The organism is Pseudomonas sp. FP818, assembly GCF_030687335.1.
Taxonomy (GTDB): domain Bacteria; phylum Pseudomonadota; class Gammaproteobacteria; order Pseudomonadales; family Pseudomonadaceae; genus Aquipseudomonas; species Aquipseudomonas shahriarae.
On the sequence record NZ_CP117427.1, the window covers coordinates 4,413,919 to 4,439,886 of the forward strand.

At 61.5% G+C, this 25,968-nt stretch carries 23 protein-coding genes; 9 read left to right on the forward strand and 14 right to left on the reverse strand.

What is annotated here, in order from left to right; translation table 11 throughout:
• The first annotated feature begins 7 nt into the window (after window positions 1-7).
• Entirely contained in the window at window positions 8-1,180 is a 1,173-nt protein-coding gene (locus PSH80_RS20020) for an aminotransferase class V-fold PLP-dependent enzyme (protein ID WP_120733984.1), read from the forward strand.
• Window positions 1,181-1,775: 595 nt separating this feature from the next.
• On the opposite strand, the gene PSH80_RS20025 is transcribed toward PSH80_RS20020, so the two are convergent.
• Genes PSH80_RS20025 through zwf form a run of 3 tightly spaced genes read right to left on the reverse strand, consistent with a single transcriptional unit; the run spans window position 1,776 to window position 4,625 of the window.
• On the reverse strand, window positions 1,776-2,441 hold the full coding sequence (locus PSH80_RS20025) for a bifunctional 4-hydroxy-2-oxoglutarate aldolase/2-dehydro-3-deoxy-phosphogluconate aldolase (RefSeq protein WP_169989582.1): 666 nt from the start codon (window positions 2,439-2,441) through the stop codon (window positions 1,776-1,778).
• 17 nt (window positions 2,442-2,458) lie between these two features.
• The gene (pgl, locus tag PSH80_RS20030; protein WP_057439954.1) at window positions 2,459-3,172 is read right to left on the reverse strand and encodes a 6-phosphogluconolactonase; all 714 of its coding nucleotides are present in this window, start codon (window positions 3,170-3,172) and stop codon (window positions 2,459-2,461) included.
• Window positions 3,159-4,625 (reverse strand): glucose-6-phosphate dehydrogenase, encoded by a 1,467-nt coding sequence (gene zwf / locus PSH80_RS20035; RefSeq protein ID WP_057960487.1) that lies wholly within the window; start codon window positions 4,623-4,625, stop codon window positions 3,159-3,161. The genes pgl and zwf overlap by 14 nt, the downstream gene beginning before the upstream one ends.
• 219 nt (window positions 4,626-4,844) lie before the next feature.
• Here zwf and PSH80_RS20040 point away from each other — a divergent pair, with 219 nt between their 5' ends.
• Window positions 4,845-5,705 carry a MurR/RpiR family transcriptional regulator gene (locus PSH80_RS20040; protein WP_169866643.1) on the forward strand — a complete coding sequence of 287 codons (861 nt, stop codon included), beginning with the start codon at window positions 4,845-4,847 and terminating at the stop codon, window positions 5,703-5,705.
• A gap of 85 nt (window positions 5,706-5,790) precedes the next feature.
• On the opposite strand, the gene PSH80_RS20045 is transcribed toward PSH80_RS20040, so the two are convergent.
• The 10 genes from PSH80_RS20045 to PSH80_RS20090 form a co-directional block, all read right to left on the reverse strand.
• Window positions 5,791-6,636: a D-hexose-6-phosphate mutarotase gene (locus tag PSH80_RS20045; protein ID WP_120733986.1), complete on the reverse strand. Its 846-nt coding sequence runs from the start codon at window positions 6,634-6,636 to the stop codon at window positions 5,791-5,793.
• Window positions 6,637-6,798: 162 nt separating this feature from the next.
• Window positions 6,799-8,145 carry a carbohydrate porin gene (locus tag PSH80_RS20050; RefSeq protein ID WP_057439963.1) on the reverse strand — a complete coding sequence of 449 codons (1,347 nt, stop codon included), beginning with the start codon at window positions 8,143-8,145 and terminating at the stop codon, window positions 6,799-6,801.
• Between the two features lie 178 nt (window positions 8,146-8,323).
• Window positions 8,324-9,481 carry an ABC transporter ATP-binding protein gene (locus PSH80_RS20055; RefSeq protein WP_128593440.1) on the reverse strand — a complete coding sequence of 386 codons (1,158 nt, stop codon included), beginning with the start codon at window positions 9,479-9,481 and terminating at the stop codon, window positions 8,324-8,326.
• A gap of 2 nt (window positions 9,482-9,483) precedes the next feature.
• Window positions 9,484-10,326 (reverse strand): carbohydrate ABC transporter permease, encoded by an 843-nt coding sequence (locus PSH80_RS20060; protein WP_305418056.1) that lies wholly within the window; start codon window positions 10,324-10,326, stop codon window positions 9,484-9,486.
• A complete protein-coding gene (locus PSH80_RS20065; protein WP_029296391.1) occupies window positions 10,319-11,227 on the reverse strand; it encodes a carbohydrate ABC transporter permease in 909 nt (302 codons plus the stop codon). The genes PSH80_RS20060 and PSH80_RS20065 overlap by 8 nt, the downstream gene beginning before the upstream one ends.
• A gap of 169 nt (window positions 11,228-11,396) precedes the next feature.
• Entirely contained in the window at window positions 11,397-12,683 is a 1,287-nt protein-coding gene (locus tag PSH80_RS20070) for an ABC transporter substrate-binding protein (RefSeq protein WP_057960491.1), read from the reverse strand.
• 106 nt (window positions 12,684-12,789) lie between these two features.
• Window positions 12,790-14,049: an AGE family epimerase/isomerase gene (locus tag PSH80_RS20075; RefSeq protein ID WP_305418059.1), complete on the reverse strand. Its 1,260-nt coding sequence runs from the start codon at window positions 14,047-14,049 to the stop codon at window positions 12,790-12,792.
• Window positions 14,050-14,190: 141 nt separating this feature from the next.
• The gene (locus PSH80_RS20080) at window positions 14,191-15,033 is read right to left on the reverse strand and encodes a hypothetical protein (RefSeq protein ID WP_057439969.1); all 843 of its coding nucleotides are present in this window, start codon (window positions 15,031-15,033) and stop codon (window positions 14,191-14,193) included.
• A gap of 111 nt (window positions 15,034-15,144) precedes the next feature.
• Window positions 15,145-16,143: an NAD(P)-dependent oxidoreductase gene (locus PSH80_RS20085; protein ID WP_057439972.1), complete on the reverse strand. Its 999-nt coding sequence runs from the start codon at window positions 16,141-16,143 to the stop codon at window positions 15,145-15,147.
• Between the two features lie 53 nt (window positions 16,144-16,196).
• Window positions 16,197-17,090 (reverse strand): LysR family transcriptional regulator ArgP, encoded by an 894-nt coding sequence (locus PSH80_RS20090; RefSeq protein ID WP_057439973.1) that lies wholly within the window; start codon window positions 17,088-17,090, stop codon window positions 16,197-16,199.
• 102 nt (window positions 17,091-17,192) lie between these two features.
• Between PSH80_RS20090 and PSH80_RS20095 the strand changes: the two genes are divergently transcribed.
• The 7 genes from PSH80_RS20095 to PSH80_RS20125 all read left to right on the forward strand — a co-directional run bounded on the left by PSH80_RS20095 (window position 17,193) and on the right by PSH80_RS20125 (window position 24,825).
• Window positions 17,193-17,591, forward strand: coding sequence for an ACT domain-containing protein (locus tag PSH80_RS20095; RefSeq protein ID WP_057960493.1), 399 nt, complete (start codon window positions 17,193-17,195; stop codon window positions 17,589-17,591).
• Window positions 17,592-17,596: 5 nt separating this feature from the next.
• Window positions 17,597-18,196, forward strand: coding sequence for a LysE/ArgO family amino acid transporter (locus PSH80_RS20100; RefSeq protein WP_057439975.1), 600 nt, complete (start codon window positions 17,597-17,599; stop codon window positions 18,194-18,196).
• Window positions 18,197-18,374: 178 nt separating this feature from the next.
• Complete coding sequence (locus tag PSH80_RS20105) at window positions 18,375-18,971, forward strand: superoxide dismutase (RefSeq protein ID WP_003212997.1); 597 nt, start codon at window positions 18,375-18,377, stop codon at window positions 18,969-18,971.
• Window positions 18,972-19,127: 156 nt separating this feature from the next.
• Window positions 19,128-19,316 (forward strand): hypothetical protein, encoded by a 189-nt coding sequence (locus PSH80_RS20110; RefSeq protein WP_057439976.1) that lies wholly within the window; start codon window positions 19,128-19,130, stop codon window positions 19,314-19,316.
• Between the two features lie 217 nt (window positions 19,317-19,533).
• Window positions 19,534-21,585, forward strand: a complete 2,052-nt coding sequence (locus PSH80_RS20115; protein ID WP_057960494.1) for a bifunctional diguanylate cyclase/phosphodiesterase — start codon at window positions 19,534-19,536, stop codon at window positions 21,583-21,585.
• Between the two features lie 160 nt (window positions 21,586-21,745).
• Complete coding sequence (locus tag PSH80_RS20120) at window positions 21,746-23,089, forward strand: imelysin family protein (protein ID WP_120734466.1); 1,344 nt, start codon at window positions 21,746-21,748, stop codon at window positions 23,087-23,089.
• A 281-nt stretch (window positions 23,090-23,370) separates the two neighbouring features.
• Window positions 23,371-24,825 carry a TrkH family potassium uptake protein gene (locus PSH80_RS20125; protein ID WP_057960495.1) on the forward strand — a complete coding sequence of 485 codons (1,455 nt, stop codon included), beginning with the start codon at window positions 23,371-23,373 and terminating at the stop codon, window positions 24,823-24,825.
• Here PSH80_RS20125 and PSH80_RS20130 read toward each other — a convergent pair.
• On the reverse strand, window positions 24,782-25,843 hold the full coding sequence (locus PSH80_RS20130; RefSeq protein WP_057960496.1) for an AraC family transcriptional regulator: 1,062 nt from the start codon (window positions 25,841-25,843) through the stop codon (window positions 24,782-24,784). The two genes, PSH80_RS20125 and PSH80_RS20130, sit on opposite strands and share 44 nt — an antisense overlap.
• Between the last annotated feature and the right edge of the window lie 125 nt (window positions 25,844-25,968).

Sequence of the window (25,968 nt, forward strand, 5' to 3'; positions counted from 1 at the left end):
CCCGCCCATGCCCCACACCCGCGACGAAGCCTATTGGCAGGCCATTGCCCAGCGCTATGACCTGGAGCCCGGCCCCATCAACCTGGAAAACGGCTACTTTGGCCGCATGAGCCGGGCCGTGTTGGCCCAGTATCAGGAGCACGTGGCCTTCATCAATCGCAGCAACTCGGTGCATGTGCGCCAGCGCTTCGAGCAAGGGCAACATGTCGAGATTCGCCGGCAACTGGCCGAGTTGGTCAACGTCGACCCAGAAGCGATTGCTTTCACCCGCAATGCCACCGAAGCCCTGCAGTCGCTGATCCGCAACTACAACCGCCTGCAGCCGGGCGACCAGGTGCTGATCAGCGATCTGGAGTACGACACGGTCAAAGGCGCCATGCGCTGGCTCGCCGGCTACCGGGGGGTAGAGGTGATCGAAGTGTCCCACGCCCATCCGGCCAGCTTCGACAGCCTGCTGCAGACTTATCGCGACACCTTCAGCCGTTACCCACGCCTGAGGCTGATGGCGCTGACCTATGTCACCCACCGCACCGGCCTGGTCATGCCGGTGGAGGCCATCGCCCAGGTTGCGCGGGAATATGGCGTCGAAATCATCCTCGATGGCGCCCATGCCCTTGGCCAGATCGACTTCGACCTGGCCCAGTTGGGCATCTCGTTCGCCGGCTTCAACCTGCACAAGTGGATCGGTGCACCGCTGACCCTGGGCTTTCTCTATATCGCCCCGCAGCGGCTGGCGGACACTGACCCGGACATGGGCGAGTTCCATTACCCAGCCAGCGACGTGCGCGCCCGTACGTCCTACAGCACGCCGAACTTTCCAGCGCTGATGACCTTGCCGCTGGTGCTCGAAGAGCATCGGACCCTGGGCGGCGCGCAGGCCAAGGGGGCGCGGGTGAAATACCTGCGTGACCTGTGGGTGAGCCAGGTACGGCCATTGCCGGGGATCGAGGTGCTGACCTCGGATGATCCACGGTTGTATTGCGCAATTACGGCGTTCAAGTTCAACGGGCGTGATCAACAGGTGATGGCGGATCGACTGCTTGATGAATACAACCTGTTTACCACCCTGCGCAGTGGGGCAGCGTTTGGTACCTGCATACGGGTGACGCCGGGGGTGGTGACGTCGGCGGCGGACATCGACGTGCTGGTCAATGCCATTACCAAGCTGAACACTGATTAAAATGTGGGAGCTGGCTTGCCTGCGAAGGCGGTGTATCAGTCGATAAATGTATTGGCTGAGACACCGTCATCGCAGGCAAGCCAGCTCCCACAGGGGAATGCAGCTTCGCGCTCTTGCTTTGCTGTTGCTCTGCTTTTGATCTTGATCTGAGGCGCCCCGTTAAACCACGATGGCCGCAGTCAGGTATTGCGCAGTGGGCACCCCGGCATGGATGCCGGGGTAGCCGCGACACGGCCAGGGATGGCCGATCGCGGCGGGCCCACGGAGCAATGCCTGACTGCGGGCATGCCGAGCCTAGGCGAGGCACCGAGTGGTGGGGCAAGAGCGTTTTGCTTACTTTGGCGCTTCTCCAAAGTGAGCCGCCGTAAGGGCGGAACCCTAAGTGGCCGTGACCGCAGCAACGGATATGTACACAGACCGAGAAGAGAGTTGTGTAGATACCTATGCCTATCGCAGGCAAGCCAGTTCCCACACAAGCCCCCCATTTGAATTACGGTGAAATTTCGCTTTTCTATAGGCAAAAAAAAGCGGCGCACCGACCAAGTGCACCGCAAACATGCCGTGAAGCACAGCAACAACGATTCGGTAAAGCCAATCAGTCCAGCAGCGACAGCGCCTCAGCGGTGACTTCCTGGATGCGCGCCCAGTCGCCGTTCTTGATCCACTCCGGATCAAGCATCCAGCTACCGCCCACGCACATCACGTTTTTCAACGCCATGTAGTGTTTGATGTTGGCCGGGCCAACGCCGCCAGTGGGGCAGAATTTCACTTCGCCAAACGGTCCGCCCAGGGCCTTGATTGCCGCCACACCGCCGCTGACTTCCGCCGGGAACAGTTTGAAACGACGATAGCCCAGGCCATAGCCTTCCATGATTCCGGAGGCATTGCTGATGCCGGGCAGCAGCGGGATCGGGCTGTCGACACTGGCTTCAAGCAGGTCACGGGTAATACCGGGGGTGACGATAAACTGCGAACCCGCCGCCTCGGCAGCCGCCAGCATGGTGCGATCGAGCACCGTGCCCGCGCCCGTCACCAACTCCGGACGCTGCTCACGCAGGACCTGGATGGCCTTGAGGCCGAACTGCGAACGCAGGGTCACTTCCAGCGCGGTCAAGCCACCCGCCGCCAGGGCATCGGCCAGGGGCAGAATGTCCTGTTCGCGGGCAATGGTGATCACTGGCAGGATCCGCGCCTTGGCGCAGAGACTGTCGATCAGGGCAACTTTATCCGCCATGGACACGGTCGGGTGAGGGCTTTTCATAGCGGCTGATCCTTGGCTCATGGGCACCAGTAAATCTCTAGAGTGGGTTGCAAAAACGCGCGAATCGGCATGCCGGCAACATCGTCGCTGGCCAGCGCTTCGCTCAGGGTGTGGAGTTTCGAATCGCCGGCAATCGACAACACGGTGTAGCGCGCGCTGGCCAGCAATGCACGACTCATGGTCAGGCGCTGATGGGGCACGCTCGGCGCCAGCATCGGCCAGCACCGGCGGGTGCCATCGGGCTGCAGCGCTTCGGCCAGGTTCGGGCTGTTGGGAAACAGCGACGCGGTATGCCCGTCATCGCCCATGCCCAGCACCAGCACATCAATCGCCGGCAGTTCGGCCAGCAGGCGATCAGCCTGCTCGGCGGCGCCGTCCAGGTTCGCGGCGGCGCTGTAAAGGCTCAAGAACTTGGCCTTGGCCGCCGGGCCTTGCAGCAGATATTTCTTCAACAGGCCGGCGTTGCTGTCGGCATGTTCCACCGGCACCCAGCGCTCATCGGCCAGGGTAATGGTGACCTTGGACCAGTCCAGGCCCTGGCTGGCCAGGTTCTGGAAAAACGCCACCGGGCTGCGGCCACCGGACACCACCAGGGTCGCCTCGCCACGGGCACTGATGGCCGCGCGCAGTTGTTCGGCCACGTCGTTGGCCAAGCCTTCGGCCAGCAGTACCGGCGTGCGGTACTCATGGGGTGTTACGCCCTGGGGCAGTTTCAAATCAGATATCGCCATACCACGACCTCCCATCCCGCGTGATCAGTGCAATGGAGCTCATCGGCCCCCAGGAACCCGCCGCATACGGCTTGGGTGCATCACCGGATTTTTTCCACCCGGCGATCAACTGGTCACACCACTTCCACGCGGCTTCGATTTCATCTTTACGGACAAACAGGTTCTGATTGCCGCGCATCACTTCCAGCAACAACCGCTCGTAGGCATCGGGAATCCGGGCGCTACGGTAGGTGTCGGAAAAATTCAGTTGCAGTGGCCCGCTGCGCAGTTGCATGCCCTTGTCCAGGCCCTGCTCCTTGGTCATCACGCGCAAGGAAATACCTTCGTCCGGTTGCAGGCGGATGATCAGCTTGTTGCTGATCTGCAGGCGCTGTTCGGGGGCAAAGATATAGTGGGACGGTTCCTTGAAGTGGATAACGATCTGCGACAACTTTTGCGGCATGCGCTTGCCGGTGCGCAGGTAAAACGGCACCCCGGCCCAACGCCAGTTGCGGATATCGGCCCGCAGGGCGACGAAGGTTTCGGTATCGCTCTGGGTGTTGGAGTTATCTTCTTCCAGGTAACCCGGCACCGGCTTGCCGGCGCTGTAGCCAGCAATGTACTGGCCGCGCACGACCTGGGTGGTCAGGCCTTCCGGGCTGATCGGCGCCAGGGCCTTGAGCACCTTGACCTTCTCGTCGCGGATGCTGTCGGCGGACAAGTCGGCCGGCGGGTCCATGGCGATCAGGCAGAGCAGTTGCAGCAGGTGATTCTGGATCATGTCCCGCAGTTGCCCGGCCTTGTCGAAGTAGCCCCAGCGGCCTTCGATACCCACCTGCTCGGCCACGGTGATTTCCACGTGGGAGATGTAATGCTGGTTCCACTGGGTTTCAAACAGGCTGTTGGCAAAACGCAGGGCAATCAGGTTCTGCACCGTCTCTTTGCCCAGGTAGTGGTCGATGCGGTAAGTGCGGTTTTCCGGGAAAAACTGCGCCACGGCGTCGTTGACCTTGCGCGAGGACTCCAGGTCCGAACCGATGGGTTTCTCCAGGACCACCCGGGTATTTTCCGCCAGGCCGACCTTGGACAGGTTCTCGCAGATCGCGCCATACACCGCCGCCGGGGTGGCGAAGTAGGCGATCAGGCGTTGTTCGGTGCCGGCCTTGGCGGCCAGGGCCACGTAGTCATCGGCATTCATGAAATCGACATGCACATAGGCCAGGCGCGCGAGGAAGCGCGCAGCTACCGCTTCATCCAGTTCCTGACCGACGTATTTGCGCAGTTCGTGCTCGATGTGGTCCAGGTGCTGCTGCTCGGAGCCAGCTTCACGGGCCAGGGCCAGGATGCGGGTGTCGGCGTGCAAGAGCCCGGCGCCATCGAGTTGATAAAGGGCAGGAAATAACTTGCGCAGCGCCAGATCACCCAAGGCGCCAAACAGGGCAAAGGTGCAGGGTTCCACGGTTATCGAAGGCATGATGTTTGTTCTTTTATCAAGTTAAGCTACAAATACCTTTTTTCAAGGCATCACTCAAGGAAAAATGTAGTAATAACCACAACATTTTCCCAAAATACGCATTGCGAGTGGTGGTGTTCAACTACCCTCAGTAGGATAGGCCACCGCCAAGGGCCGCTCGTCGACCTGTTACTGGCCCTTACTTGCATCGTCGCCCGAAGGAAAGACTGAATGGACCGCGTGCGCAATCTTCTGGAACAGATCCGGAACCGCCTCGAAGAATTGAACAAGGCCGAGAAAAAAGTCGCCGAGGTCATCCTGCTCAACCCACAGCAGGCGACCCGCTTCTCGATCGCTGCCCTCGCCCAAGCCGCCTCGGTCAGTGAACCGACGGTCAACCGTTTCTGCCGCTCGTTCGGCGTCAGCGGTTACCCTGAACTGAAATTGCAACTGGCGCAAAGCCTGGCCAGTGGCGCGGCCTATGTCAGCCGCGCCGTGGAGGCCGATGATAACCCCGAGGCCTACACGCAGAAGATTTTTGGCAGCGCCATCGCTTCATTGGACAGCGCCTGCCAGGCCCTGGACCCCGCGCTTATCAGCAAGGCCGTGGACTTGCTGATCCAGGCACGGCAGATCCACTTCTTCGGCCTCGGTGCTTCGGCGCCAGTGGCCATGGATGCCCTGCACAAGTTCTTCCGTTTCAACCTGTCGGTGACGGCCCACGCCGACGTATTGATGCAACGCATGATTGCCTCGGTGGCGCATACCGGCGAGCTGTTCGTGATCATTTCCTACACCGGCCGCACCCGCGAGCTGGTGGAAGTGGCGCGCATTGCCCGGGAGAACGGCGCCTCGGTGCTGGGCGTGACGGCCGAGAACTCGCCATTGGCCAAGGTCAGTACGGTGAGCTTGAACATCCCGCTGCCGGAAGACACCGACATCTATATGCCAATGACCTCGCGGATCATTCAGTTGACAGTGCTGGATGTGCTGGCGACCGGCATGACCTTGCGCCGTGGTGTGGATTTCCAGCCCCATCTGCGCAAGATCAAAGAGAGCTTGAATGACAGCCGGTATCCGGTGGGGGATGAGTTCAACTAAAGCTGGAATCGCCTCCAGCAGGGCCAGCCCAGCCCGCTACCTTGTGGGAGCGGGCTTGCCCGCGATGAGGCCCAGGGCAACACCACTAACCCCCCGCCCGGGCCTGCAAACTCAAATGCGCCCTCTCCCCCGGCGCCAGGCTGGCCCCAGCCATGGCCGACTCCACACACACAAAGCCCGACGCCTCGTTAAAGCTCACCCCCAGCAATGGCCGGCTGCCCGGATGCCAGACCACCGTGTCAGCACTGTCGCCAGTGTCGATGCACAGTTCGCGCTGCCAGGCGTGGTCCTTGAGCTGCAACTCCCCCTCATGCTGGAACACGCGCTGGCAGCCGCCATCGACGCGCAACTCACCTTGCTGCTGGCAAACCTGACGACTCAACTGGTCGTAACCCTGCGCCCCGTCGAGCCCAGACAGCGCTATCTCGCCCACGTTGCCAATCCGCCAATAGGCGTGCAAAGCGTGGCTCAACTGGCACGGCAGCTCATCCTGATGCTCGGTGCTCAGGCGCAGTTCGAGGGTTTCGCCCAGGTGCGCATGCAGGTCCACCTGCCAATCGCACAGCTGCAATTGCCAATGCAGGCGCACACCGTCGTCATCGGTGCTGCTGTCCAATAGCTTCCAGTCAATCAAGCGTGCCCAACCATGGGAGGGCCAGGCGTTTTCGCTGGGATGGCGGCCATACCACGGCCAGCACACTGGCACGCCGCCACGGATCGCCCCGACCTGCGGCCACTTGGCCGCGCACCACAGCCATGGCTTCTGGCCCGTGGGTTGGAAATGCAGCAACTGCGCGCCCTGGCGGCTGAATACCGCCTGGCACAGGGGGTGGTTAATCACCAATACGTCGCGCATCTGGAAGCGCTCCCAGGCGAATACCGGTTGCTCGCGCAGGGATTTGAAAAAGCGTTGCAGCGGATGCTCATGCATGTGCCACGGTCCTGTAGATCACTATCGCTCACCTCTTTGGTGAACCTGTGGGAACTGGCTTGCCAGCTCCCACACGCGTTATGCGCACCCGCTCAAAAAAAAGCGGATAGCCATGGCTACCCGCAAAATGCGCACAGAGAGAAGGAGCTTATCGCAACCGCGTTAGAACACCGACTGAATTTTCAGACCGGCGACCAAGGCGTTGTCGACTTTATCCACGCCACCTGGGTGGGTGACGTATTGCAGGTTGGGACGCACGGTCAACCAGTTGGTGACGTGGAAGCCGTAGTTGATTTCGTAGTTGTACTCGGTGCCGCGCAGTGGCGCATAACCTGCCTGGCTGTAATCGGTGAAACCGCCCGCTTCGTTCAACAACTCGGCGTTCTTGCGCACGTCATCGTTGACATGCAGGCGAGCGGCGCCAATGCCGACGTCATCTTTTGGACGCGCATCGAATGGGCCTTTGTACACCAGCATGATCGACTGATAGTTGTCGACCGTGTTGGTTTCCTTGTCGTGGAAGGTGGCGTTGGCCGCGATGTTCAGGCCGCGGGAAGCGTCGCCGTTATGGGTGGTGAGCTGCTGCTGGGCAACGAACCAATAGCCTTTTTTGCTGCTGCGGGTACGGTAGTCTGCGCCAGTGGTGGCCGCATTGTCGCCGTTGACGTCTTCACGTACGTCGGGAGCATCGGCGGCGCTCTTGTAGTAACCCACACGGTATTCGCCCGGCAGGTTATTGACCTTCGGCGACCAGACCAGCTCCACCGGAATCACGGTGCCCTTGGTGCCACTGCCGCTGAGCTTGAAGCCGTTGCCGTGCTCCAGCTGCGAGGGGTTCTGGTTGTACGCGCCGATCTGCGCATACAGCTCAGGCGTGATGTGGTACTTCACGCGGATCGCGGCCTGGCTGACCGGCCAGTTGTACCAGGTGTTGACGTAGTTACCCACTTGGGAGCCGCAGAACGAGAGGTTCTGGAAGTCGCACGGGAAGGTGTTGAAGTCTTCGCCTTCACCGAAGTAACCGAGTTTCACATCCAGCTTGTTGTCGAACATCTGGTGCTGAATCCAGAACTGGGTCAGGCGCACCATATGGCCACGGCCGTACACTTCTTGAGACGAACTCAAGGTGCCGGCACGCGGGTCGCCAATGCGGTCATTGGAGATGTTGCGGCCATTACGGCTGGTCATCTGGATCTTGGCCTGGGTGTTGTCCCAGCCCCAGAGTTTTTGCAGGTCCAGCGCTACGCCGAGGCCGAACTGGTCAGCATAACGACCGGTCTTGTCATCGTTGTAGCCGCCGTGGGCGTTGTAGCCCGCTTCCCCAACGTAGTCGGCCTTGATGTCGATACCCCGCTCGATCAGCTTGGTCCGCTCGCCGCCCCAATCGCCGGTCATCCATTTGGAATCGGCACTGAAGGCCTCGTCTGCCATCGCATTGGCGGACAAAACCAGCGCTGCCGCTGCTGACAGCTGGCAGATCAAGCGAGTGTTGTTGTGTTGCTTTTTCATCCCTACATCCTCGTCTTTATTGTTATTAACTGTTTTTATCTAACGCGGTTTACAGCTATTTCCGAAACATCCACATCGAATGTGTGGGAGCGGGCTTGCTCGCGATGGCATCACTGCGGTGTGCCTGGTAGACCGAGCGGCCTGTATCGCGGGCAAGCCCGCTCCCACATTTTGATTTTCAGCGGCCTTTAAATTGGGTGACGTTGTCGGCGTGTGGCACTGGCACTGACGCGGCGGTGCCCAGGCGTTCGCCGGTCTTGGCGTCGAACAGCAGCACCTTGGCCGGATCGAACTGCAAGGTCAGGCTCTCGCCCACTTGCGGCGCCACATCTGGCGCCAGGCGGCAGCAGACCTTGGTGTCATTGAGCTGCACGAACACCAGGGTGTCCGGGCCTGTGGGCTCGGTCACCTGGACTTCGGCACGAATGCTCGGCAGGCCATTGCCCTCGCCGCTGGCCAGGACAATTTGCTCCGGGCGCAGGCCGAGGATCACATCGCGGTCTTCAAGACCCGCATCGTTCATGCCCAGTGGCAATTCGCAACGCGCCTGACCGCTGTCGAGCAGGGCCAGCAGGCGGCCCTCCTTGCGTTGCAGGCGCAGGGGGATGAAGTTCATCGGCGGCGAGCCGATAAAGCTCGCCACAAACAGGTTGGCCGGGTCGTTGTAGATGTCTTTCGGCGTGCCGAACTGCTGGATGATCCCGTCCTTCATCACCGCCACTTTGTCGCCCAGGGTCATCGCTTCGATCTGGTCGTGGGTCACGTAGACCGTGGTGGTTTTCAGGCGCTGATGCATCAGTTTCATTTCGGTGCGCATCTCGACCCGCAGCTTGGCGTCGAGGTTGGACAGGGGCTCGTCGAACAGGTAGATCTTCGGCCGCCGCGCCAGTGCCCGGCCCATGGCCACGCGTTGTTGCTGGCCGCCCGAGAGCTGGCCCGGCTTGCGATTGAGCAGGTGCTCGATCTGCAGCAGCTTGGCCACCCGCGCCACTTCCTCGTCGATGTCGGCCTGGCTCATCTTGCGGATTTTCAGGCCGAACTCGATGTTCTCGCGCACGCTCATGGTCGGGTACAGGGCGTAGGACTGGAACACCATGGCGATATCCCGGTCCTTGGGGCTCATGCCGCTGACGTCCTGGTCACCGATCATGATCGCGCCGCCGCTGATGTTTTCCAGGCCGGCGATGCAGTTCATCAGGGTCGACTTGCCGCAGCCCGAGGGCCCGACAAGAATCAGGAACTCACCGTCCTTGATCGACAGTTCGATGTTCTTCAGGGTGTCCGGCAGGCCGGCACCATAGGTCTTGTTTACGTTGCGAAGTTCGAGCGTAGCCATGATTACCCCTTGACCGCGCCAGCCGTGAGGCCGCGCACGAAATACTTGCCTGCGACCACATAGACCAGCAGGGTCGGCAGCCCGGCGATCATCGCCGCCGCCATATCAACGTTATATTCCTTGGCCCCGGTGCTGGTGTTGACCAGGTTGTTCAGCGCCACCGTGATGGGCTGCGAATCACCGCTGGAGAACACCACGCCAAACAGGAAGTCGTTCCAGATCTGGGTGAACTGCCAGATCAGGCAGACCATGATGATCGGGGTCGACATCGGCAGAATGATCCGACGGAAGATGGTGAAAAATCCTGCGCCATCCAGGCGCGCAGCCTTGACCAGCGCATCCGGAATGCTCACGTAGTAGTTGCGGAAGAACAGCGTGGTGAATGCCAGGCCGTAGACCACGTGCACGAACACCAGGCCGGTGGTGGTGCTGGCCAGGCCCATTTTGCCGAGGGTGAACGAGGCCGGCAGCAAGACGGTCTGGAACGGCAGGAAGCAGCCGAACAACAACAGGCCGAAGAACAACTGCGAACCGCAAAAACGCCACATCGACAGCACGTAGCCGTTCAACGCACCGATGGTGGTGGAGATCAGCACCGCCGGGATGGTGATCATGAACGAGTTCCAGAAGTACCCGTTTACCGTGGCCCAGGCCTTGACCCAGCCGATCCCGGTAATCACCGTCGGCCAGCTCAGCAGGTTGCCGGTGCTGATGTCTTCCGGGGTCTTGAAGCTGGTCAGCAGCATCACCACCAGCGGCACCAGGTACAGCACCACGGCGAGGATCAGCACCGCATGGATCGCCAGGCGGCTGAAGCTGATGGAAGGTTTGGCGAGACTAGTCATGGCGCTTGGTCCTCAGCTCGGAGTACAGGTAAGGCACGATGATCGCGAGGATCGCGCCGAGCATCAGGATCGCACTGGCCGAGCCCATGCCCATCTGGCCGCGACTGAAGGTGAAGGAATACATGAACATCGCCGGCAGGTCGGACGAGTAGCCAGGGCCACCGGCCGTCATTGCCGCCACCAGGTCAAAGCTCTTGATGGCGATGTGCGCAAGGATCATCACCGCGCTGAAGAACACCGGGCGCAGGCTGGGCAGCACCACGCTCCAGTAGATACGCGGCAGGCTCGCGCCGTCGATCTGTGCGGCACGGATGATCGACTGATCAACCCCACGCAGGCCGGCGAGGAACATCGCCATGATAAAGCCCGAGGCTTGCCATACCGCCGCAATCACCAGGCAATACACCACGCGGTCCGGGTCGATCAGCCAGTCCAGCCGGAAGCCTTCCCAGCCCCAGTCGCGCAGCAGTTTGTCCAGGCCCATGCCGGGGTTGAGCAGCCATTTCCAGGCAGTACCGGTGACGATCATCGAGAGCGCCATCGGGTACAGGTAGATGGTGCGGATAAAGCCTTCGCGGCGGATGCGCTGGTCGAGAAAGACCGCCAGCAGCACGCCGATCACCAGGGTGATGCCGATAAACATGCCGCCGAACAGCGCCAGGTTTTTGCTCGCCACCCACCAGCGGTCGTTGTCGAACAACCGTGCGTATTGCGCCAGGCCCACCCATTTGTAGGTGGGCAGGAAGGTGGAGTTGGTGAACGACAGCACGAACGTCCACAGGATGTAGCCATAGAAGCCCACCAGAACGATGAACATGCTCGGGGCCAGCACCAGTTTGGGGAGCCAGCGCTGCAATGCATCGAACGGCGAGGCCTTGCTGAACACAGCAACAGAACTCATGGGGAAATCCAGGGCAGGGAATAAGGGACTAATGGATAACCTTGTGGGAGTCGGCTTTGGGTGGGGGCTGGTTTGCCTGCGATGGCATCACCTGAGTGTCACTGCTACACCGAGGCGCTTGCATCGCGGGCAAGCCCGCTCCCACACTGAAACCGATTGCCCCTAGGGGTTACTTGGCAGACTTGATCGCCGCGCCAAGTTTCTTGGCGGTGTCGGCCGGGTCGGCTTTCGGGTCGTTGATGAAGTTGGTCACCACATCAAAGAACGCGCCCTGCACCGCCAGCGTGGTCGCCATGTTGTGCGCCATGCTCGGTTGCAGGCCGCCGGACTTGGCATCCACCAGGAAGTCCTTGGCCGCCGTCTGGGCGCAGCTGTCGAAGCCGTATTTGGCCATGTCGCCGAGCATGTCGTTGCGCACCGGGATCGAGCCCTTGTTGATGCTGAAGACCTTCTGGAAGTTCTCACCCAGCACGACCTTGGCGATGTCTTGCTGACCGGCCGAGGTACCGGCATTTTTCTGCTTGAACACCGCCAGGGAGTCGATGTTGTAGGTGAAGGCCTTGTCGGTGCCCGGGAAGGCTACGCACTCGTAGTCCTTGCCGGCGATTTTCTTGGCGGCTGTCCACTCGCTCTTGGCCCAGTCACCCATGATCTGCATGCCGGCCTTGCCGTTGATGACTTTGGCGGCTTCCAGGTTCCAGTCCTGGCCCTTGCCGTCGGCGTCCATATAGGTCGCGACCTTTTTCAGCTCGGTCAGCGCCTTGACCATGTCCGGGCCGGTCAGGGTCGCGTTGTCGAGGTCGACCAGGGCTTTCTTGTAGCCGTCCACGCCCATGACCGAGAGCACCACGGCTTCGAACACCGTACTGTCCTGCCAAGGCTGGCCACCGTGGGCGAGCGCAATGAAGCCGGCAGCCTTGAGCTTGTCACCGGCGGCATAGAATTCTTCAAGGGTCGTAGGGTTTTTGCTGATGCCGGCTTTCTTGAAGACTTCAGGGTTGATCCACAGCCAGTTGACGCGGTGGATATTCACCGGCACGGCCACGTAATCACCTTCGTACTTCACCGTGTCGGAGACTTTCTTGTCGAGCAGTTCGTCCCACTTTTCGGCCTTGGCCACGTCCTTCAGGACGTCGGTGTCGAGCAGCCCGGTGGACGCCCATTCCTGGATGTCGGGGCCTTTGATCTGGGCTACGCCTGGCGGGTTGCCGGCGACCGCGCGGCTTTTCAGCACGGTCATGGCCGTGGCACCGCCGCCGCCTGCGACGGCCCCGTCTTTCCAGGTAAAACCGTCTTTCTCAACTTGGGCCTTCAGGACATCCACCGCCGCCTTCTCACCGCCCGAGGTCCACCAATGCACAACTTCAACCGTCCCTTTGGAGTCGGCGGCAAATGCACTGAGGGGAAACAACGAGGCAATGGAAATAGCAACGGCGAGGCGATTAATCGCGTTCATCTGAGTACCTTTTTCTTGTTGTTATGCATGCAAGTCTGGAGCTTGCGCTGCATAGGATTCTAAACAGGGATTTTTGCCAGGCACGTAACAAAGGGACGGGCAAATGTCACCACTTGGTGACATAGCAACCGGCCCCCAGCGCACTGGCCATGCTTGGGGATAACGGCAGGCCCGGCAGCAATACGGCCTGCCAGGCATGGTACAGGTCCGGCTTGCCCCCCCAGATTTTGCTGGCGGGCAGGTTTTGCGGGTCGAGTTCGTGGTGCCAACTGCCCTGGACCCGGTCGATCAGGTGGGTTTCACAGAACTCCCAGAAGCGCCGGTACCAGACCTCGTAATGCCACTCGCCGGTGCGCTTGAGCAGGGCCTGGGCGGCCGCGCTGGCTTCGGCGTGGGTCCAATGCAGACGCTCGCGCACCACCGGGCGGTAGTGCCAGTCCAGGGTGTAGACCAGGCCCGGGCCACCGTCCACCGACCAGCCATACTCGCAGGCGCTGGCGAACAAAGCCTTGGCATCCTCCAGCAACCACGCTGGCGTGACGAGCCCCGCCTGCTGGCGTGCGGCTTCAAGGTGCAACACCAGGCGCGCCCATTCAAAGCCGTGCCCGGGAGTGATGCCGTAGGGGCGAAAGCCGTCGGTCGGGTTGTCTTCGTTGTAACGGTGCAGGGGTTGCCAATAGCGGTCGAAATGCTCGATCACCATAAATTCATTGGCGGCGGCGTGCCGATGGATCACCCGTTCGACAATACGCAGCGCCCGCCCCAGCCAGCGCGTGTCGCCGGTGACATCGGCCAGGGCCAGAAAGGCTTCGGTGGCGTGCATATTGCTGTTGGCGCCGCGATAGGCTTCTTCACCGCTCCAGTCCCGGGCGAAGGATTCAAGCATTGCGCCCTCCTCCTCGCACCAGAAATGCTGGTCGATGATCTGCATGGCATCCGTCAACAGAGCTTGCGCCCCAGGGGCACCCGCCACCACGGCGGAACTGGCGGCCAGGGCGACAAAGGCGTGCAGGTAGGCGGCCTTGCCCGTATTGCCATCACCCGCGCCGGCGACGGCAAACCAGCCGCCATGCTCGGCATCCCGCAACGGGCCGCCGAGGCTGGCCACACCGTGCTCCACCAGCTCGGCATAGCCCGGCAGCCCTTGGGCGTGAGCCATGGCGAAGCTGTGGGTCATGCGGGCGGTGTTCATGGTTTCGGCGTGGGCATCGACGGGCAGACGGCCCTGTACATCGAGGTTGCCGAAGCCTTCAGGCAGCCGCGAGGCCTTGGCAAAACCCAGCAGGCGCTGGCCTTCGGCGGCGAGCCAGGCGTGATGGGCAGGGGCGTTCAGCCAACTGCTGGCAGGCAGTGGTTGCATGATCATGGGTGGCCCTTTTTGTTTTTATGGGATGACCGCAGTCTAAACAAGGGTCGGGAGAGGGCATGTAACGAAAGAGCGAGGAAATGTCACCGATTGGTGACATTGGCAAGAGCCGGCAAGCCGGCCCCAAGAGTAACAATGGCGTCACTGGCCCAGGGGCGTGACCTTGGCCGGCGCACTCACTTCCCGTTGCAGGTTCTGCATCTGGGTTTGCAAGGTGGTGATGTTGCGGGTGGTCTGGATACGGAACACGTCGAACTCTTTATTCGACGGCCCTTCGGTGGCGGCGCGGTTGTCCAGTTCGCTCTTGACCACCAGCAGGTCCTGTTCCAGGCGTGCAATGGCCGTGGCCGGATTGCCCTGCTTCTTCAAGGCGGCCACCTCCGTGCCCAGTTCCTTGACGTCGGCATTCAATTTGGCGGCTTCGGCCTGTGCGGCCTTGAGGGCGGTCAATTCATTGACCAGGCTCAGCACCTGGGCCTGCAACTGGGTATTGGCGGTGGCCAGGTCCGTGGTGCTGGCACTCATCTGCGCCAGGCGCTTGTCCAGGTCGGTGGCCTGGCCCGCCACGCCCAACTGCTGCTTGCCCTGCTCCAGCAATTGGCTTTCCAACTGCTTGATCTGCAGCTTGAGCGCTTCGCTACCGGTATTGACGATGGCCTCACTGGCCACCACCTTGCCGGAAATGTCCTGCAAGCGGCCGGCGGCTTCTTCGCTGATGCGCGCAAAGCTTTCCTGGGTGGCCACCAGTTGCTGCCCCATCAGGGAGATCTGCTGGAAACTCCACCAGGCCAGGCCCACGAAGGCGAACAGCAGCGCGCCGACCAGGGCCCACAACGGCCCGGTACTGGCACTCTTGACCTTGACCACCGGCGCCGGGCGCGAGCGGATGGAGGTGGCAGCTGTCGGCACAAAATCATCGTCATCGCCAACGTCGGCCCGCAGGCTCGGCACATTGTCGAAGTCGTCTTTAGTATCGTTACGCATGAATCAACCTTGAGATAGCCACATAAAAAACCAAGCGGCGGGAGTATAAACCCCTGACCCGTCGCCTTGGTCGAGCGGCAACCGAAAAATCGGTTCCCGGTGTTGCGAAGGCTACTGGGAGCCCGGTTCCTGGACTTTCCACCAGTGGCAAAATTCGTCGAGCGCTGTCCACAGGCTGACCCTGGGTTGGTAATCGAGGTAGTGCTGCGCGCGGCTGATGTCCAGGGTGAAATCCTTGTTCATCACCTGCATGCCCAGGCGTGACAGTGACGGCTCCGGACGCCCCGGCCACATCGCGCAGAAGGCTTCATTGAGCGCCGCGACGCTGTAGGACAAGCCGTAGGAACGGTAACGCGTGACCTGGGGCATTTCCATCTGGCGCATCACGTAGTTGATCACGTCCCACACCGGCACCGGCGTGCCATTGCTGATGTTATAGGCCTTGCCCAACGCCGAGCCAGTGGCCAGCAGGCTGCTGAGCAGGGCCTCGTTGAGGTTGTGCACACTGGTGAAATCAACCTTGTTCAGGCCGTCGCCGACGATGGCCAGGCGGTTTTTGCGCTGCATTTTCAACAGTCGCGGGAAGATGCTCATATCCCCGGCCCCGGTGACAAAGCGCGGGCGCAGGGCCAGCACTTCTAGACCGAACTCCTGGGCACCGAAGACTTTTTGCTCGGCCAGGTACTTGGTGGCCGCATAGGGATGCTTGAAGCGCTTGGGCACTTGCTCTTCGGTCAGCCCCAGGTGATCGCGGCCATCGAAATAGATCGACGGCGACGACAAGTGCACCAGGCGCCCGACCCGCTGTTTCAGGCAGGCTTCGACCACGTTTTCGGTCACCTGCACATTGCCCTGGTAAAAGTCCTGGTAACGCCCCCACAACCCTACGGCACCGGCACAATGCACGACGGCTTCGACGTCGCGGCACAGGTTGCGCACCAGATCCGGATCATTCAGATCACCCTGGATAAACTCGGCGCCGCGCCGTACCAGGTGCTCGACACCCTCGGCCCGCCGCCCGTTGACCCGCACGTCCAGGCCCTGCTCCAGGGCGAAGCGCGCAAAGCGCCCGCCAATGAAGCCGCTTGCGCCGGTGACCAGAATTTTCATGTATTACTCCGTGCTCTTTACATTTTTCATCACAGTTGCGTTGACGCCAGCCGTCACCCCAACGGCACCAACAACTGGCCGGTCGCCCGCGCCAGATGCTCGGTCAACAAGCCGAGCAATTGCCCACCACTGCGCCAATGATGCCAGTACAACGGCACATCAATGGGTTTATCTGGCAATAACTCCACCAGCACCCCACGCTGCAGTTGCTCACGCACCTGTAACTCCGGCACCAGCCCCCAGCCCAGGCCGGCCTCGGCCAGGCGGATAAACCCTTCGGAAGACGGGCATAAATGGTGCTCGAAACCGCCGTCCACGCCCAGCGAGGCGAGGTAGCGATGCTGCAGGAAATCATCCGGGCCAAATACCAGCGCCGGGGTCCGGGCCAACTGATCGGCGCGCACCCCGCCGGGAAAGTGCCGGGCGATAAACGCCGGGCTGGCCAGGGCCCGATAGCGCATGGCCCCCAGCAGCAGGCTGCGGGCACCGGCCACCGGGCGCTCGCTGGCGCAGACGCAGGCCGCCACTTCGCCGGCGCGCATGCGCTTGAGGCCGACGGTCTGGTCTTCCACCACCAACTCCAGCAACACATGCTGTTCGGCGCAAAAATCCCCCACCGCCTGCCCCCACCATGTGGCCAGGCTGTCGGCGTTGATGGCAATCCGTAGGCGCTCCGGCATGCCCTCCTCGTCCAACGCCGGCACCTGGCTTTGCAGGTCGCGCTCCAGCAGGCGCACCTGCTGCACATGGTTAAGCAGGCGCCGGCCGATTTCCGTGGGGGTGGGCGGCGTCGCGCGCACCAGTACTGGCTGGCCGATACGCGCTTCGAGCAATTTGATGCGCTGGGAAATAGCCGATTGCGACACGCCCAGCACCTGGGCGCCACGTTCGAAGCCGGCCTGTTCCACCACCGCCGCCAGGGCAGAGAGCAATTTGTAGTCGAACATCAGTTTTCCTAATGAGCGATGAGCAATATTGGTTTTTCTTATACAGCGCCAGACCGGAGAATGACCAGCATCCCGTGTTTATCTTCTTTCAAGGATCTTCCAATGGCTGGCGAAACCGCCCTGGCAACCCTACTGCGCAGCATGAGCCCACAGCTCAACGCGGGCGACTATGTGTTCTGCACCCTGGCCGACAACCGCCTGCCCGCCTGCGAAGTGATCGGCAGCTTTCGCGAACAGGAAGGCTTGACGGTGATTGTCGAGCGCCAACAGGCCGAACAGGCCGGCCTGGCCTTTGAGTATGTGGCGGCATGGATCACCTTGAACGTGCACTCGGCCCTGGAGGCCGTCGGCCTGACCGCCGCCTTCGCCACTGCCCTGGGACGTGCCGGGATCAGTTGCAACGTGGTCGCCGGCTACTACCACGACCATTTGTTTGTCGGCCGCAACGATGCCGAGCGGGCAATGGATGTATTGAAACAACTGGCAGCGGGCGCGGAGTAAATCCTATGTGGCAAAGTTATGTGAACGGCTTGCTGGTGGCCCTCGGGCTGATCATGGCTATCGGTACGCAAAACGCGTTTGTGCTGGCGCAGAGCCTGCGTCGCGAACATCACCTGCCAGTGGCGGCCTTGTGCGTGGTGTGTGATGCGCTGCTGGTGGCCGCCGGGGTGTTTGGCCTGGCGACGGTGCTGGCGCACAACCCGTTATTGCTGGCGATTGCCCGCTGGGGCGGCGCGGCTTTCCTGCTGTGGTATGGCGCCCTGGCCTTGCGCCGCGCCTGTTCGCGGCAAAGCCTGGGGCAAGGCGAGGGCCAGAAGGTGCGCTCATTGCGCGCGGTGATGCTCAGCGCCCTGGCCGTAACCCTGCTCAACCCTCATGTGTACCTGGACACGGTGTTACTGATCGGCTCCCTGGGCGCCCAGCAAACCGAGCCGGGCGCTTATGTCGCAGGCGCCGCCAGTGCGTCGTTCCTCTGGTTTTCCGCCCTGGCCCTGGGCGCGGCGTGGCTGGCCCCGTGGCTCGCGCGCCCGGCGACCTGGCGCCTGCTGGACCTTTTGGTGGCGGTGATGATGTTCAGCGTGGCCTATCAATTGATCAGCACCTGAGGAATATTCCAAAACGCTCTGGAACCTCTATCCCACACAGTTGTTGCGTGGTTTTGCCGCACCCCCGGTGCTATGATCCAGCCCCTGCGCCGCAAAGAGTACAAACTCCCCGGCGCTTGTTTGGCCGCCCGTGATCGGCCTTGCGCTCACCGCAACTGACCTGATTAGGAGAATTATCATGGCTTTCGAATTGCCGCCGCTGCCCTACGCACACGATGCCCTGCAGCCGCACATCTCCAAGGAAACCCTGGAGTATCACCACGACAAGCACCACAACACCTATGTCGTGAACCTGAACAACCTGGTGCCTGGCACCGAGTTCGAAGGCAAGACCCTGGAAGAGATCGTCAAATCCTCTTCGGGTGGCATCTTCAACAACGCCGCCCAGGTCTGGAACCACACTTTCTACTGGAACTGCCTGGCGCCAAACGCCGGCGGCCAACCGACTGGCGCACTGGCCGAGGCGATCAACGCCGCTTTCGGTTCGTTCGACAAGTTCAAGGAAGAGTTCACCAAGACTTCGGTCGGCACCTTCGGTTCCGGTTGGGGCTGGCTGGTGAAAAAGGCTGACGGTTCCCTGGCCCTGGCAAGCACCATCGGCGCCGGCAACCCGCTGACCAGCGGCGATACCCCGCTGCTGACCTGCGACGTCTGGGAACACGCCTACTACATCGACTACCGTAACGTGCGTCCAAAGTATGTGGAAGCGTTCTGGAACCTGGTCAACTGGAAGTTCGTTGCCGAGCAGTTCGAAGGCAAAACCTTCACTGCGTAAGTAACCCTTGCAGTAAAAAAGAGCCCGGCAATTGCCGGGCTTTTTTGTGCCAGATTGAAACCACCTCACCCCAACACCCGTGGAACTCACCGACAGGAATTGACCACTGAGCCGGTGAGAGAAATAACTCCCTCATCTATTTTAGGAGTATCAACCATGCTTGGAATAATGGAACTCGCCAAGGGCGCCATGCCAGGGATCGGAGAGCTTGTGGGTGCCTTGGCGGGAGTGCTGGGGAATGCAATAAAGGGCAAGTCAGGTGAAGACGAGGAGAAAGAACCCGGCAAAATAGCCGAAGATGTACACGCCAAAGTCGATATGCAGATTACCTACCCGCACCCTTGAGGCCATCGACGTGCTCTTGCGACAGGCAGAAAAGCCTACGCCTGTACGCCCGCCAGCCGTGCAAAAGGGCGGAAGATTTGATCCGCCCATCGCCTTCCAGATCTTGCCCCGCTAGCGTCCAGACGCCACGCACCGCAATGTTCCTTTGACTGCCACCACGGGATTGCCAATACTCATGGCATATTGAGGCTACCCGCATGGAACAAGGAATAACCCTTTGAAGCTGGAACTCAAAAACAGCTTGTCGGTGAAGTTGCTCCGGGTGGTGCTGTTGTCGGCACTGATAGTGGGCGTGGCACTAAGCGTGGCGCAGATCGTCTTTGATGCCTACAAGACGCGCCAGGCGGTGGCAGGCGATGCCCAGCGCATCCTCGACATGTTTCGCGACCCCTCGACCCAGGCCGTCTACAGCCTGGACCGTGAGATGGGTATGCAAGTCATCGAAGGCCTGTTTCAGGATGATGCGGTGCGCATGGCCTCTATTGGCCATCCCAATGAACCCATGCTCGCCGAAAAAAGCCGGGACTTGCAGCAGTCCCCCAGCCGCTGGCTGACGGACGTGATTCTGGGCCGGGAACGCAGCTTTACCACCCCGCTGGTAGGGCGCGGGCCTTATAGCGAGTATTACGGCGACCTGAGCATCACCCTCGACACCGCCACCTATGGCCGGGGCTTTATCGTCAATTCGGGGATCATTTTTATCTCCGGGGTGCTGCGCGCCCTGGCCATGGGCCTGGTGTTGTACCTGGTCTATCACTGGCTGCTGACCAAGCCCCTGTCGCGGATCATCAGCCACCTGAGTTCGATAAATCCCGACCGCCCCAGCGAGCACAAGATCCCGCAACTCAAGGGCCACGAAAAGAATGAACTGGGGCTATGGATCAACACTGCCAACCAGTTGCTGGCGTCTATCGAGCGCAACACCCATTTGCGCCACGAAGCAGAAAACAGCCTGTTGCGCATGGCCCAGTACGACTTTCTTACCGGCCTGCCGAACCGCCAGAAACTGCAGGAACAGCTGGACAAGATCCTGGTCGACGCCGGGCGCCGGCAACGCCGGGTCGCGGTGCTGTGCGTGGGGCTGGATGACTTCAAGAGCGTCAACGAGCAGTACACCTACCAGGCCGGCGACCAGTTGCTGCTGGCCCTGGCCGACCGCTTGCGTGCCCACAGTGGGCGCCTCGGCGCCCTGGCGCGCCTGGGCGGCGACCAGTTCGCCCTGGTCCAGGCCGATATCGAGCAACCCTACGAAGCCGCCGAGCTGGCACAGAGCATCCTCGATGACCTGGAAGCCGAGTTCGCCCTCGACCACGAACAGATCCGCCTGCGCGCCACCATCGGTATCACCTTGTTCCCCGAAGACGGCGACAGCACCGAGAAACTGCTGCAAAAGGCCGAGCAGACCATGACCCTGGCCAAGAGCCGCTCGCGCAATCGCTATCAGTTCTATATCGCCAGTGTCGACAGCGAGATACGCCGTCGCCGCGAACTGGAGAAAGACCTGCGCGAAGCCCTGGGCCGCAACCAGTTTCATCTGGTGTACCAACCGCAGATCAGCTATGCCGATCATCGCGTGGTCGGCGTCGAGGCGCTGATTCGCTGGCAACACCCGGAACACGGCCTGGTGCCACCGGACCTGTTTATCCCGCTGGCGGAACAGAACGGCACCATCATCCCCATTGGCGAGTGGGTGCTGGACCAGGCCTGCCGGCAATTGCGCGAATGGCATGACCAGGGCTTTACCGAGCTGCGCATGGCGGTCAACCTGTCCACGGTGCAACTGCACCACGCCGAACTGCCACGGGTGGTCAACAACCTGCTGCAGATCTATCGCCTGCCGCCGCGCAGCCTGGAACTGGAAGTGACCGAGACCGGCCTGATGGAAGACATCAGCACCGCCGCCCAGCACTTGCTGAGCCTGCGCCGCTCCGGCGCGCTGATTGCCATCGACGATTTCGGTACCGGCTACTCGTCACTGAGTTACCTGAAAAGCCTGCCTCTGGACAAAATCAAGATCGACAAGAGCTTTGTCCAGGACCTGCTGGACGACGACGACGATGCGACCATCGTGCGGGCGATCATCCAGCTGGGCAAAAGCCTGGGCATGCAGGTCATCGCCGAAGGTGTGGAAACACCCGAGCAGGAAGCCTACATCATCAGCGAAGGCTGCCACGAAGGTCAGGGCTATCACTACAGCAAACCCCTGCCCGCCCGTGAGCTGGCGGCCTACCTCAAGCAAGCCGAGCGCAATAACGCCGCCATCCTGTAAAGCCTTAATGCCGCCCAAGGCACGGCCTTGGGCGGCTGGCGCCTGACTATGAAACTTTTCCTGCGTTAACCCTTTACAGAAAATGCAAATCTTTCGCATTATGTTGCAGTTTTGCGCGCTGCACTGCGCCCCGATCCACTACCGAAGCAGGATGTTCGCCATGATTCGTATGCCCCTGGCCACCGCCAGTCTGCTGGCCATCGCCATTTCTCTCGCCGGCTGCGGCGAGGGCAAAGACAAGGCTGCCGCGCCTCAGGCGCCGACGCCAACTGCCAGCACTACCGCTCCAGCGGCTGCCGCTACCGCCGGCCAGGTTGACGAGGCGGCCGCCAAGGCAGTCGTCGCGCATTACGCAGACCTGGTGTTCGCGGTGTACAGCGACTCCGAGTCCACCGCAAAAACCCTGCAGACCGCGATCGACACCTTCCTCGCCAACCCCAACGACGAGACCCTGAAGGCCGCCCGTACCGCCTGGATCGCCGCGCGCGTACCGTACCTGCAGAGCGAAGTGTTCCGCTTCGGCAACACCATCATTGACGATTGGGAAGGTCAGGTGAACGCCTGGCCGCTGGACGAAGGCCTGATCGACTATGTCGACAAGTCCTACGAACACGCCCTCGGCAACCCGGGCGCCACGGCCAATATCATCGCCAACACCGAGATCCAGGTCGGCGAAGACAAGGTCGACGTCAAGGAAATCACCCCGGAAAAACTCGCCAGCCTCAATGAGCTGGGCGGCTCCGAAGCCAACGTCGCCACCGGCTACCACGCCATCGAATTCCTGCTGTGGGGCCAGGACCTGAACGGCACCGGCCCTGGCGCCGGCAACCGTCCAGCGTCGGACTACCTGCAAGGCGACGGCGCCACCGGTGGGCATAACGAGCGTCGCCGCACTTACCTGCGCGCCGTGACCCAACTGCTGGTCAGCGACCTCGAAGAAATGGTCGGCAACTGGAAACCCAACGTCGAAGACAACTACCGCGCCACCCTGGAAGCAGAACCTGCGACCGACGGCCTGCGCAAGATGCTGTTCGGCATGGGCAGCCTGTCCCTGGGTGAACTGGCGGGCGAGCGCATGAAGGTGTCCCTGGAAGCCAACTCGCCGGAAGACGAGCACGACTGCTTCAGCGACAACACCCACAATTCGCAGTTCTACGACGCCAAGGGCATCCGCAACGTCTACCTGGGCGAGTACACCCGCGCCGATGGCACCAAGCTGACCGGCGCCAGCCTGTCGTCCCTGGTGGCCAAGATCGACCCGGCCGCCGATGCAGCCCTCAAGGCTGACCTGGCTGCTACCGAAGCGAAGATCCAGGTCATGGTCGACCACGCCAACAAGGGTGAGCACTACGACCAGTTGATCGCGGCCGGCAACACGGCGGGCAACCAAATCGTGCGCGATGCCATCGCCGCCCTGGTCAAGCAGACCGGCTCCATCGAGCAAGCAGCTGGCAAGCTGGGCATCGGTGACCTGAACCCGGATACCGCTGATCACGAGTTCTGATCCACGCGGTTTGAATGAGGCGGCCTTCGGGTCGCCTTTTTTGTATTCATCGTTTGCCCTCGCCACCTCCCCTGTAGGAGCTGGCTTGCCTGCGATGGCGGCGGTTCAGTCAAGCATTCGGGCCTGACCCACCGCCATCGCAGGCAAGCCAGCTCCCACACAAGCCAGCTCCCCATTAAGCCAAGTCCTACATCATATCCGCGCCCCCTTTGCAGCCCCCGGTTTACAAGCCCTGCACCGTAGGTAGAATGGCGCCTCCGACTGTTACCCGAGCGCTATTCATGGCAATGCCGACCCTGCGGATCATTGGTTTCATCATCGGCATCTTCCTGATTACCCTCGCGGTCGCCATGGTCGTGCCCATGGCCACCCTGATATTTTTCGAGCGCACCAGCGACCTGCCGTCCTTTCTCTGGGCCAGCATGATCACTTTTATCGCCGGCCTGGCCCTGGTGATTCCCGGGCGCCCGAAGCAGGTGCAACTGCGCCCCCGGGACATGTACCTGCTGACGGTCAGCAGTTGGGTGGTGGTGTGCATCTTTGCCGCGCTGCCGTTTTTGCTGACCCAACACATCAGCTATACCGACTCGTTCTTTGAAAGCATGTCCGGCATCACCGCCACCGGCGCCACCGTGCTCAGCGGCCTGGACACCATGTCGCCGGGCATCCTGATGTGGCGCTCGATGCTGCACTGGCTCGGCGGCATCGGTTTTATCGGCATGGCGGTGGCGATCCTGCCGCTGCTGCGCATCGGGGGCATGCGCCTGTTCCAGACCGAATCCTCGGACCGCTCCGAGAAGGTCATGCCGCGCTCCCATATGGTGGCGCGCCTGATTGTGGCGGCCTATGTGGGGATTACCATCCTCGGCAGCCTCGGGTTCTGGTGGGCCGGCATGGGCCTGTTCGACGCGATCAACCACGCGATGTCGGCCATTTCCACCGGTGGGTTCTCCACCTCCGATGAGTCCCTGGCCCACTGGAAACAGCCGGCGGTGCATTGGGTGGCGATCGTGGTGATGATCATGGGCAGCCTGCCGTTTGCCCTGTATGTCGCGACATTGCGTGGCAACCGCAAGGCGCTGATCAAGGACCAGCAAGTACAAGGTTTGCTGGCGATGCTGCTGGTGACCTGGGTGGTGCTCGGCACCTGGTACTGGTGGACCACCAACCTGCACTGGCTGGATGCACTGCGCCATGTCGCGCTGAACGTCACGTCCGTGGTGACCACCACCGGCTTTGCCCTGGGCGATTACAGCCTGTGGGGCAATTTCTCGCTGATGCTGTTCTTCTACCTGGGCTTTGTCGGCGGTTGCTCGGGCTCCACCGCCGGCGGGATCAAGATCTTCCGCTTCCAGGTCGCCTATATCCTGCTCAAGGCCAACTTGAACCAGCTGATTCACCCAAGGGCGGTGATCAAGCAGAAATACAACGGCCATCGCCTCGACGAAGAAATCGTGCGTTCGATCCTGACGTTCTCGTTCTTCTTCGCCATCACCATCTGCATGATTGCCCTGGCCCTGTCGCTGCTGGGCGTGGACTGGATGACCGCCTTGACCGGCGCCGCCAGTACCGTCTCCGGTGTAGGTCCGGGGCTGGGGGAAACCATTGGCCCGGCTGGCAATTTCGCGACCCTGCCGGACGCCGCCAAGTGGATCCTGTCCCTGGGCATGCTGCTGGGCCGGCTGGAGATCATTACGGTGTTGGTGCTGTGCATTCCGGCGTTCTGGCGCCACTGACACTCACCGACGTAGCCTGCAGCCGCGCCCGGTATTCGCCGGGCGTGGCATCGAACCAGCGGCGAAACGCGCGAAAGAAGTTACTCGGGTCGGCAAACCCCAGCAGGTAGGCGATTTCCAGTAGGGTCATGCTCGGCTGCGCCAGGTACTGCTCGGCCAGCTCGCGGCGGGTGTCGTCGAGCAAAGCCTGGAAGCTGGTGCCCTCCTCCTGCAAGCGCCGCTGCAAGGTGCGCTGGGACAAGTGCAACGTCTGCGCCACCACCTCACGCTTGGGCTCGCCCTGGGGCAACAGCCGGCACAGCACCTGGCGAGCCTTGTGGGTCACCCGGCTCTCGGAAAACCGCGCCAGGTACTCCCCGGCAAATCGATCGTGCAGCAGCGCCATAGCCTCATTGGCGGTGGGCAACGGCGCTTCCATGTCCGCCCGCTCGAAGATCAGCGCGTCATACGGCGCGTTGAACACCAGCGGTGCATGAAAGGCCTGCTTGTAAGGCTCCAGGTCCACTGGCTGATCACCCTGCACCAACACCTTGCGCGGCTGCAGCGTGCGCCCGGTCAACCAGCCACATAACGCCAGGGCACAGGCCAGTGAAGCCTCGGCGCTTTGCCGGGTGGGTGGCAGATGGTCGCCGTGGACCGTAAGGATCAGCGCATAGCCTTCGGGTAACAGGCGGAAACTCAGGTCGGCACTTTCGGCAATGATTCGCTGGTAACGCACCAGCCGGGCAAAGCCTTCAGCCAGGGTGCTGCTGGACATCAAGGCATAACCCGCCACATGGAAGGACGCCGGACGCACCACCTTGCCCATATTCAAGCCAATGGCCGGATTGCCCGACAGCTCAACCGCGCGCTGCCAGAGCCGGGTCATGGAGTCCTGGGGGAAACGCGCATCGGGGTCATCCAGGGCGCGGTAATCCAGGCCCAGCTGTTGGAACAGGGCACGGCAATCCAGGCCATCGAGCTCCAGCGCCTTGACTATCCCCATCGCCCAACTTGCAGAAGTGGTTCGTTCGTTCATGGCGTTTTCTTGCGCGCGTTCTATGAAGGGACGGCTGAAACCGCAGCCCGGAACCCAAGGATACTAAAGTGGCGTCTATTGTCACTGGCCCTTGCCTGTGATGACTCTAGACTCAAATAAGCTCC

What these genes read in the sequence shown, in the direction of transcription:
- PSH80_RS20020 (WP_120733984.1), top strand. Translation starts at nt 8, where the DNA reads ATGCCCCACACCCGCGACGAAGCCTATTGGCAGGCCATTGCCCAGCGC.
- PSH80_RS20025 (WP_169989582.1), bottom strand. Translation starts at nt 2,441, where the DNA reads ATGAAAAGCCCTCACCCGACCGTGTCCATGGCGGATAAAGTTGCCCTG.
- pgl (WP_057439954.1), bottom strand. Translation starts at nt 3,172, where the DNA reads ATGGCGATATCTGATTTGAAACTGCCCCAGGGCGTAACACCCCATGAG.
- zwf (WP_057960487.1), bottom strand. Translation starts at nt 4,625, where the DNA reads ATGCCTTCGATAACCGTGGAACCCTGCACCTTTGCCCTGTTTGGCGCC.
- PSH80_RS20045 (WP_120733986.1), bottom strand. Translation starts at nt 6,636, where the DNA reads ATGCATGAGCATCCGCTGCAACGCTTTTTCAAATCCCTGCGCGAGCAA.
- PSH80_RS20050 (WP_057439963.1), bottom strand. Translation starts at nt 8,145, where the DNA reads ATGAAAAAGCAACACAACAACACTCGCTTGATCTGCCAGCTGTCAGCA.
- PSH80_RS20055 (WP_128593440.1), bottom strand. Translation starts at nt 9,481, where the DNA reads ATGGCTACGCTCGAACTTCGCAACGTAAACAAGACCTATGGTGCCGGC.
- PSH80_RS20060 (WP_305418056.1), bottom strand. Translation starts at nt 10,326, where the DNA reads ATGACTAGTCTCGCCAAACCTTCCATCAGCTTCAGCCGCCTGGCGATC.
- PSH80_RS20065 (WP_029296391.1), bottom strand. Translation starts at nt 11,227, where the DNA reads ATGAGTTCTGTTGCTGTGTTCAGCAAGGCCTCGCCGTTCGATGCATTG.
- PSH80_RS20070 (WP_057960491.1), bottom strand. Translation starts at nt 12,683, where the DNA reads ATGAACGCGATTAATCGCCTCGCCGTTGCTATTTCCATTGCCTCGTTG.
- PSH80_RS20075 (WP_305418059.1), bottom strand. Translation starts at nt 14,049, where the DNA reads ATGATCATGCAACCACTGCCTGCCAGCAGTTGGCTGAACGCCCCTGCC.
- PSH80_RS20080 (WP_057439969.1), bottom strand. Translation starts at nt 15,033, where the DNA reads ATGCGTAACGATACTAAAGACGACTTCGACAATGTGCCGAGCCTGCGG.
- PSH80_RS20085 (WP_057439972.1), bottom strand. Translation starts at nt 16,143, where the DNA reads ATGAAAATTCTGGTCACCGGCGCAAGCGGCTTCATTGGCGGGCGCTTT.
- PSH80_RS20090 (WP_057439973.1), bottom strand. Translation starts at nt 17,090, where the DNA reads ATGTTCGACTACAAATTGCTCTCTGCCCTGGCGGCGGTGGTGGAACAG.
- PSH80_RS20095 (WP_057960493.1), top strand. Translation starts at nt 17,193, where the DNA reads ATGGCTGGCGAAACCGCCCTGGCAACCCTACTGCGCAGCATGAGCCCA.
- PSH80_RS20100 (WP_057439975.1), top strand. Translation starts at nt 17,597, where the DNA reads ATGTGGCAAAGTTATGTGAACGGCTTGCTGGTGGCCCTCGGGCTGATC.
- PSH80_RS20105 (WP_003212997.1), top strand. Translation starts at nt 18,375, where the DNA reads ATGGCTTTCGAATTGCCGCCGCTGCCCTACGCACACGATGCCCTGCAG.
- PSH80_RS20110 (WP_057439976.1), top strand. Translation starts at nt 19,128, where the DNA reads ATGCTTGGAATAATGGAACTCGCCAAGGGCGCCATGCCAGGGATCGGA.
- PSH80_RS20120 (WP_120734466.1), top strand. Translation starts at nt 21,746, where the DNA reads ATGATTCGTATGCCCCTGGCCACCGCCAGTCTGCTGGCCATCGCCATT.
- PSH80_RS20125 (WP_057960495.1), top strand. Translation starts at nt 23,371, where the DNA reads ATGGCAATGCCGACCCTGCGGATCATTGGTTTCATCATCGGCATCTTC.
- PSH80_RS20130 (WP_057960496.1), bottom strand. Translation starts at nt 25,843, where the DNA reads ATGAACGAACGAACCACTTCTGCAAGTTGGGCGATGGGGATAGTCAAG.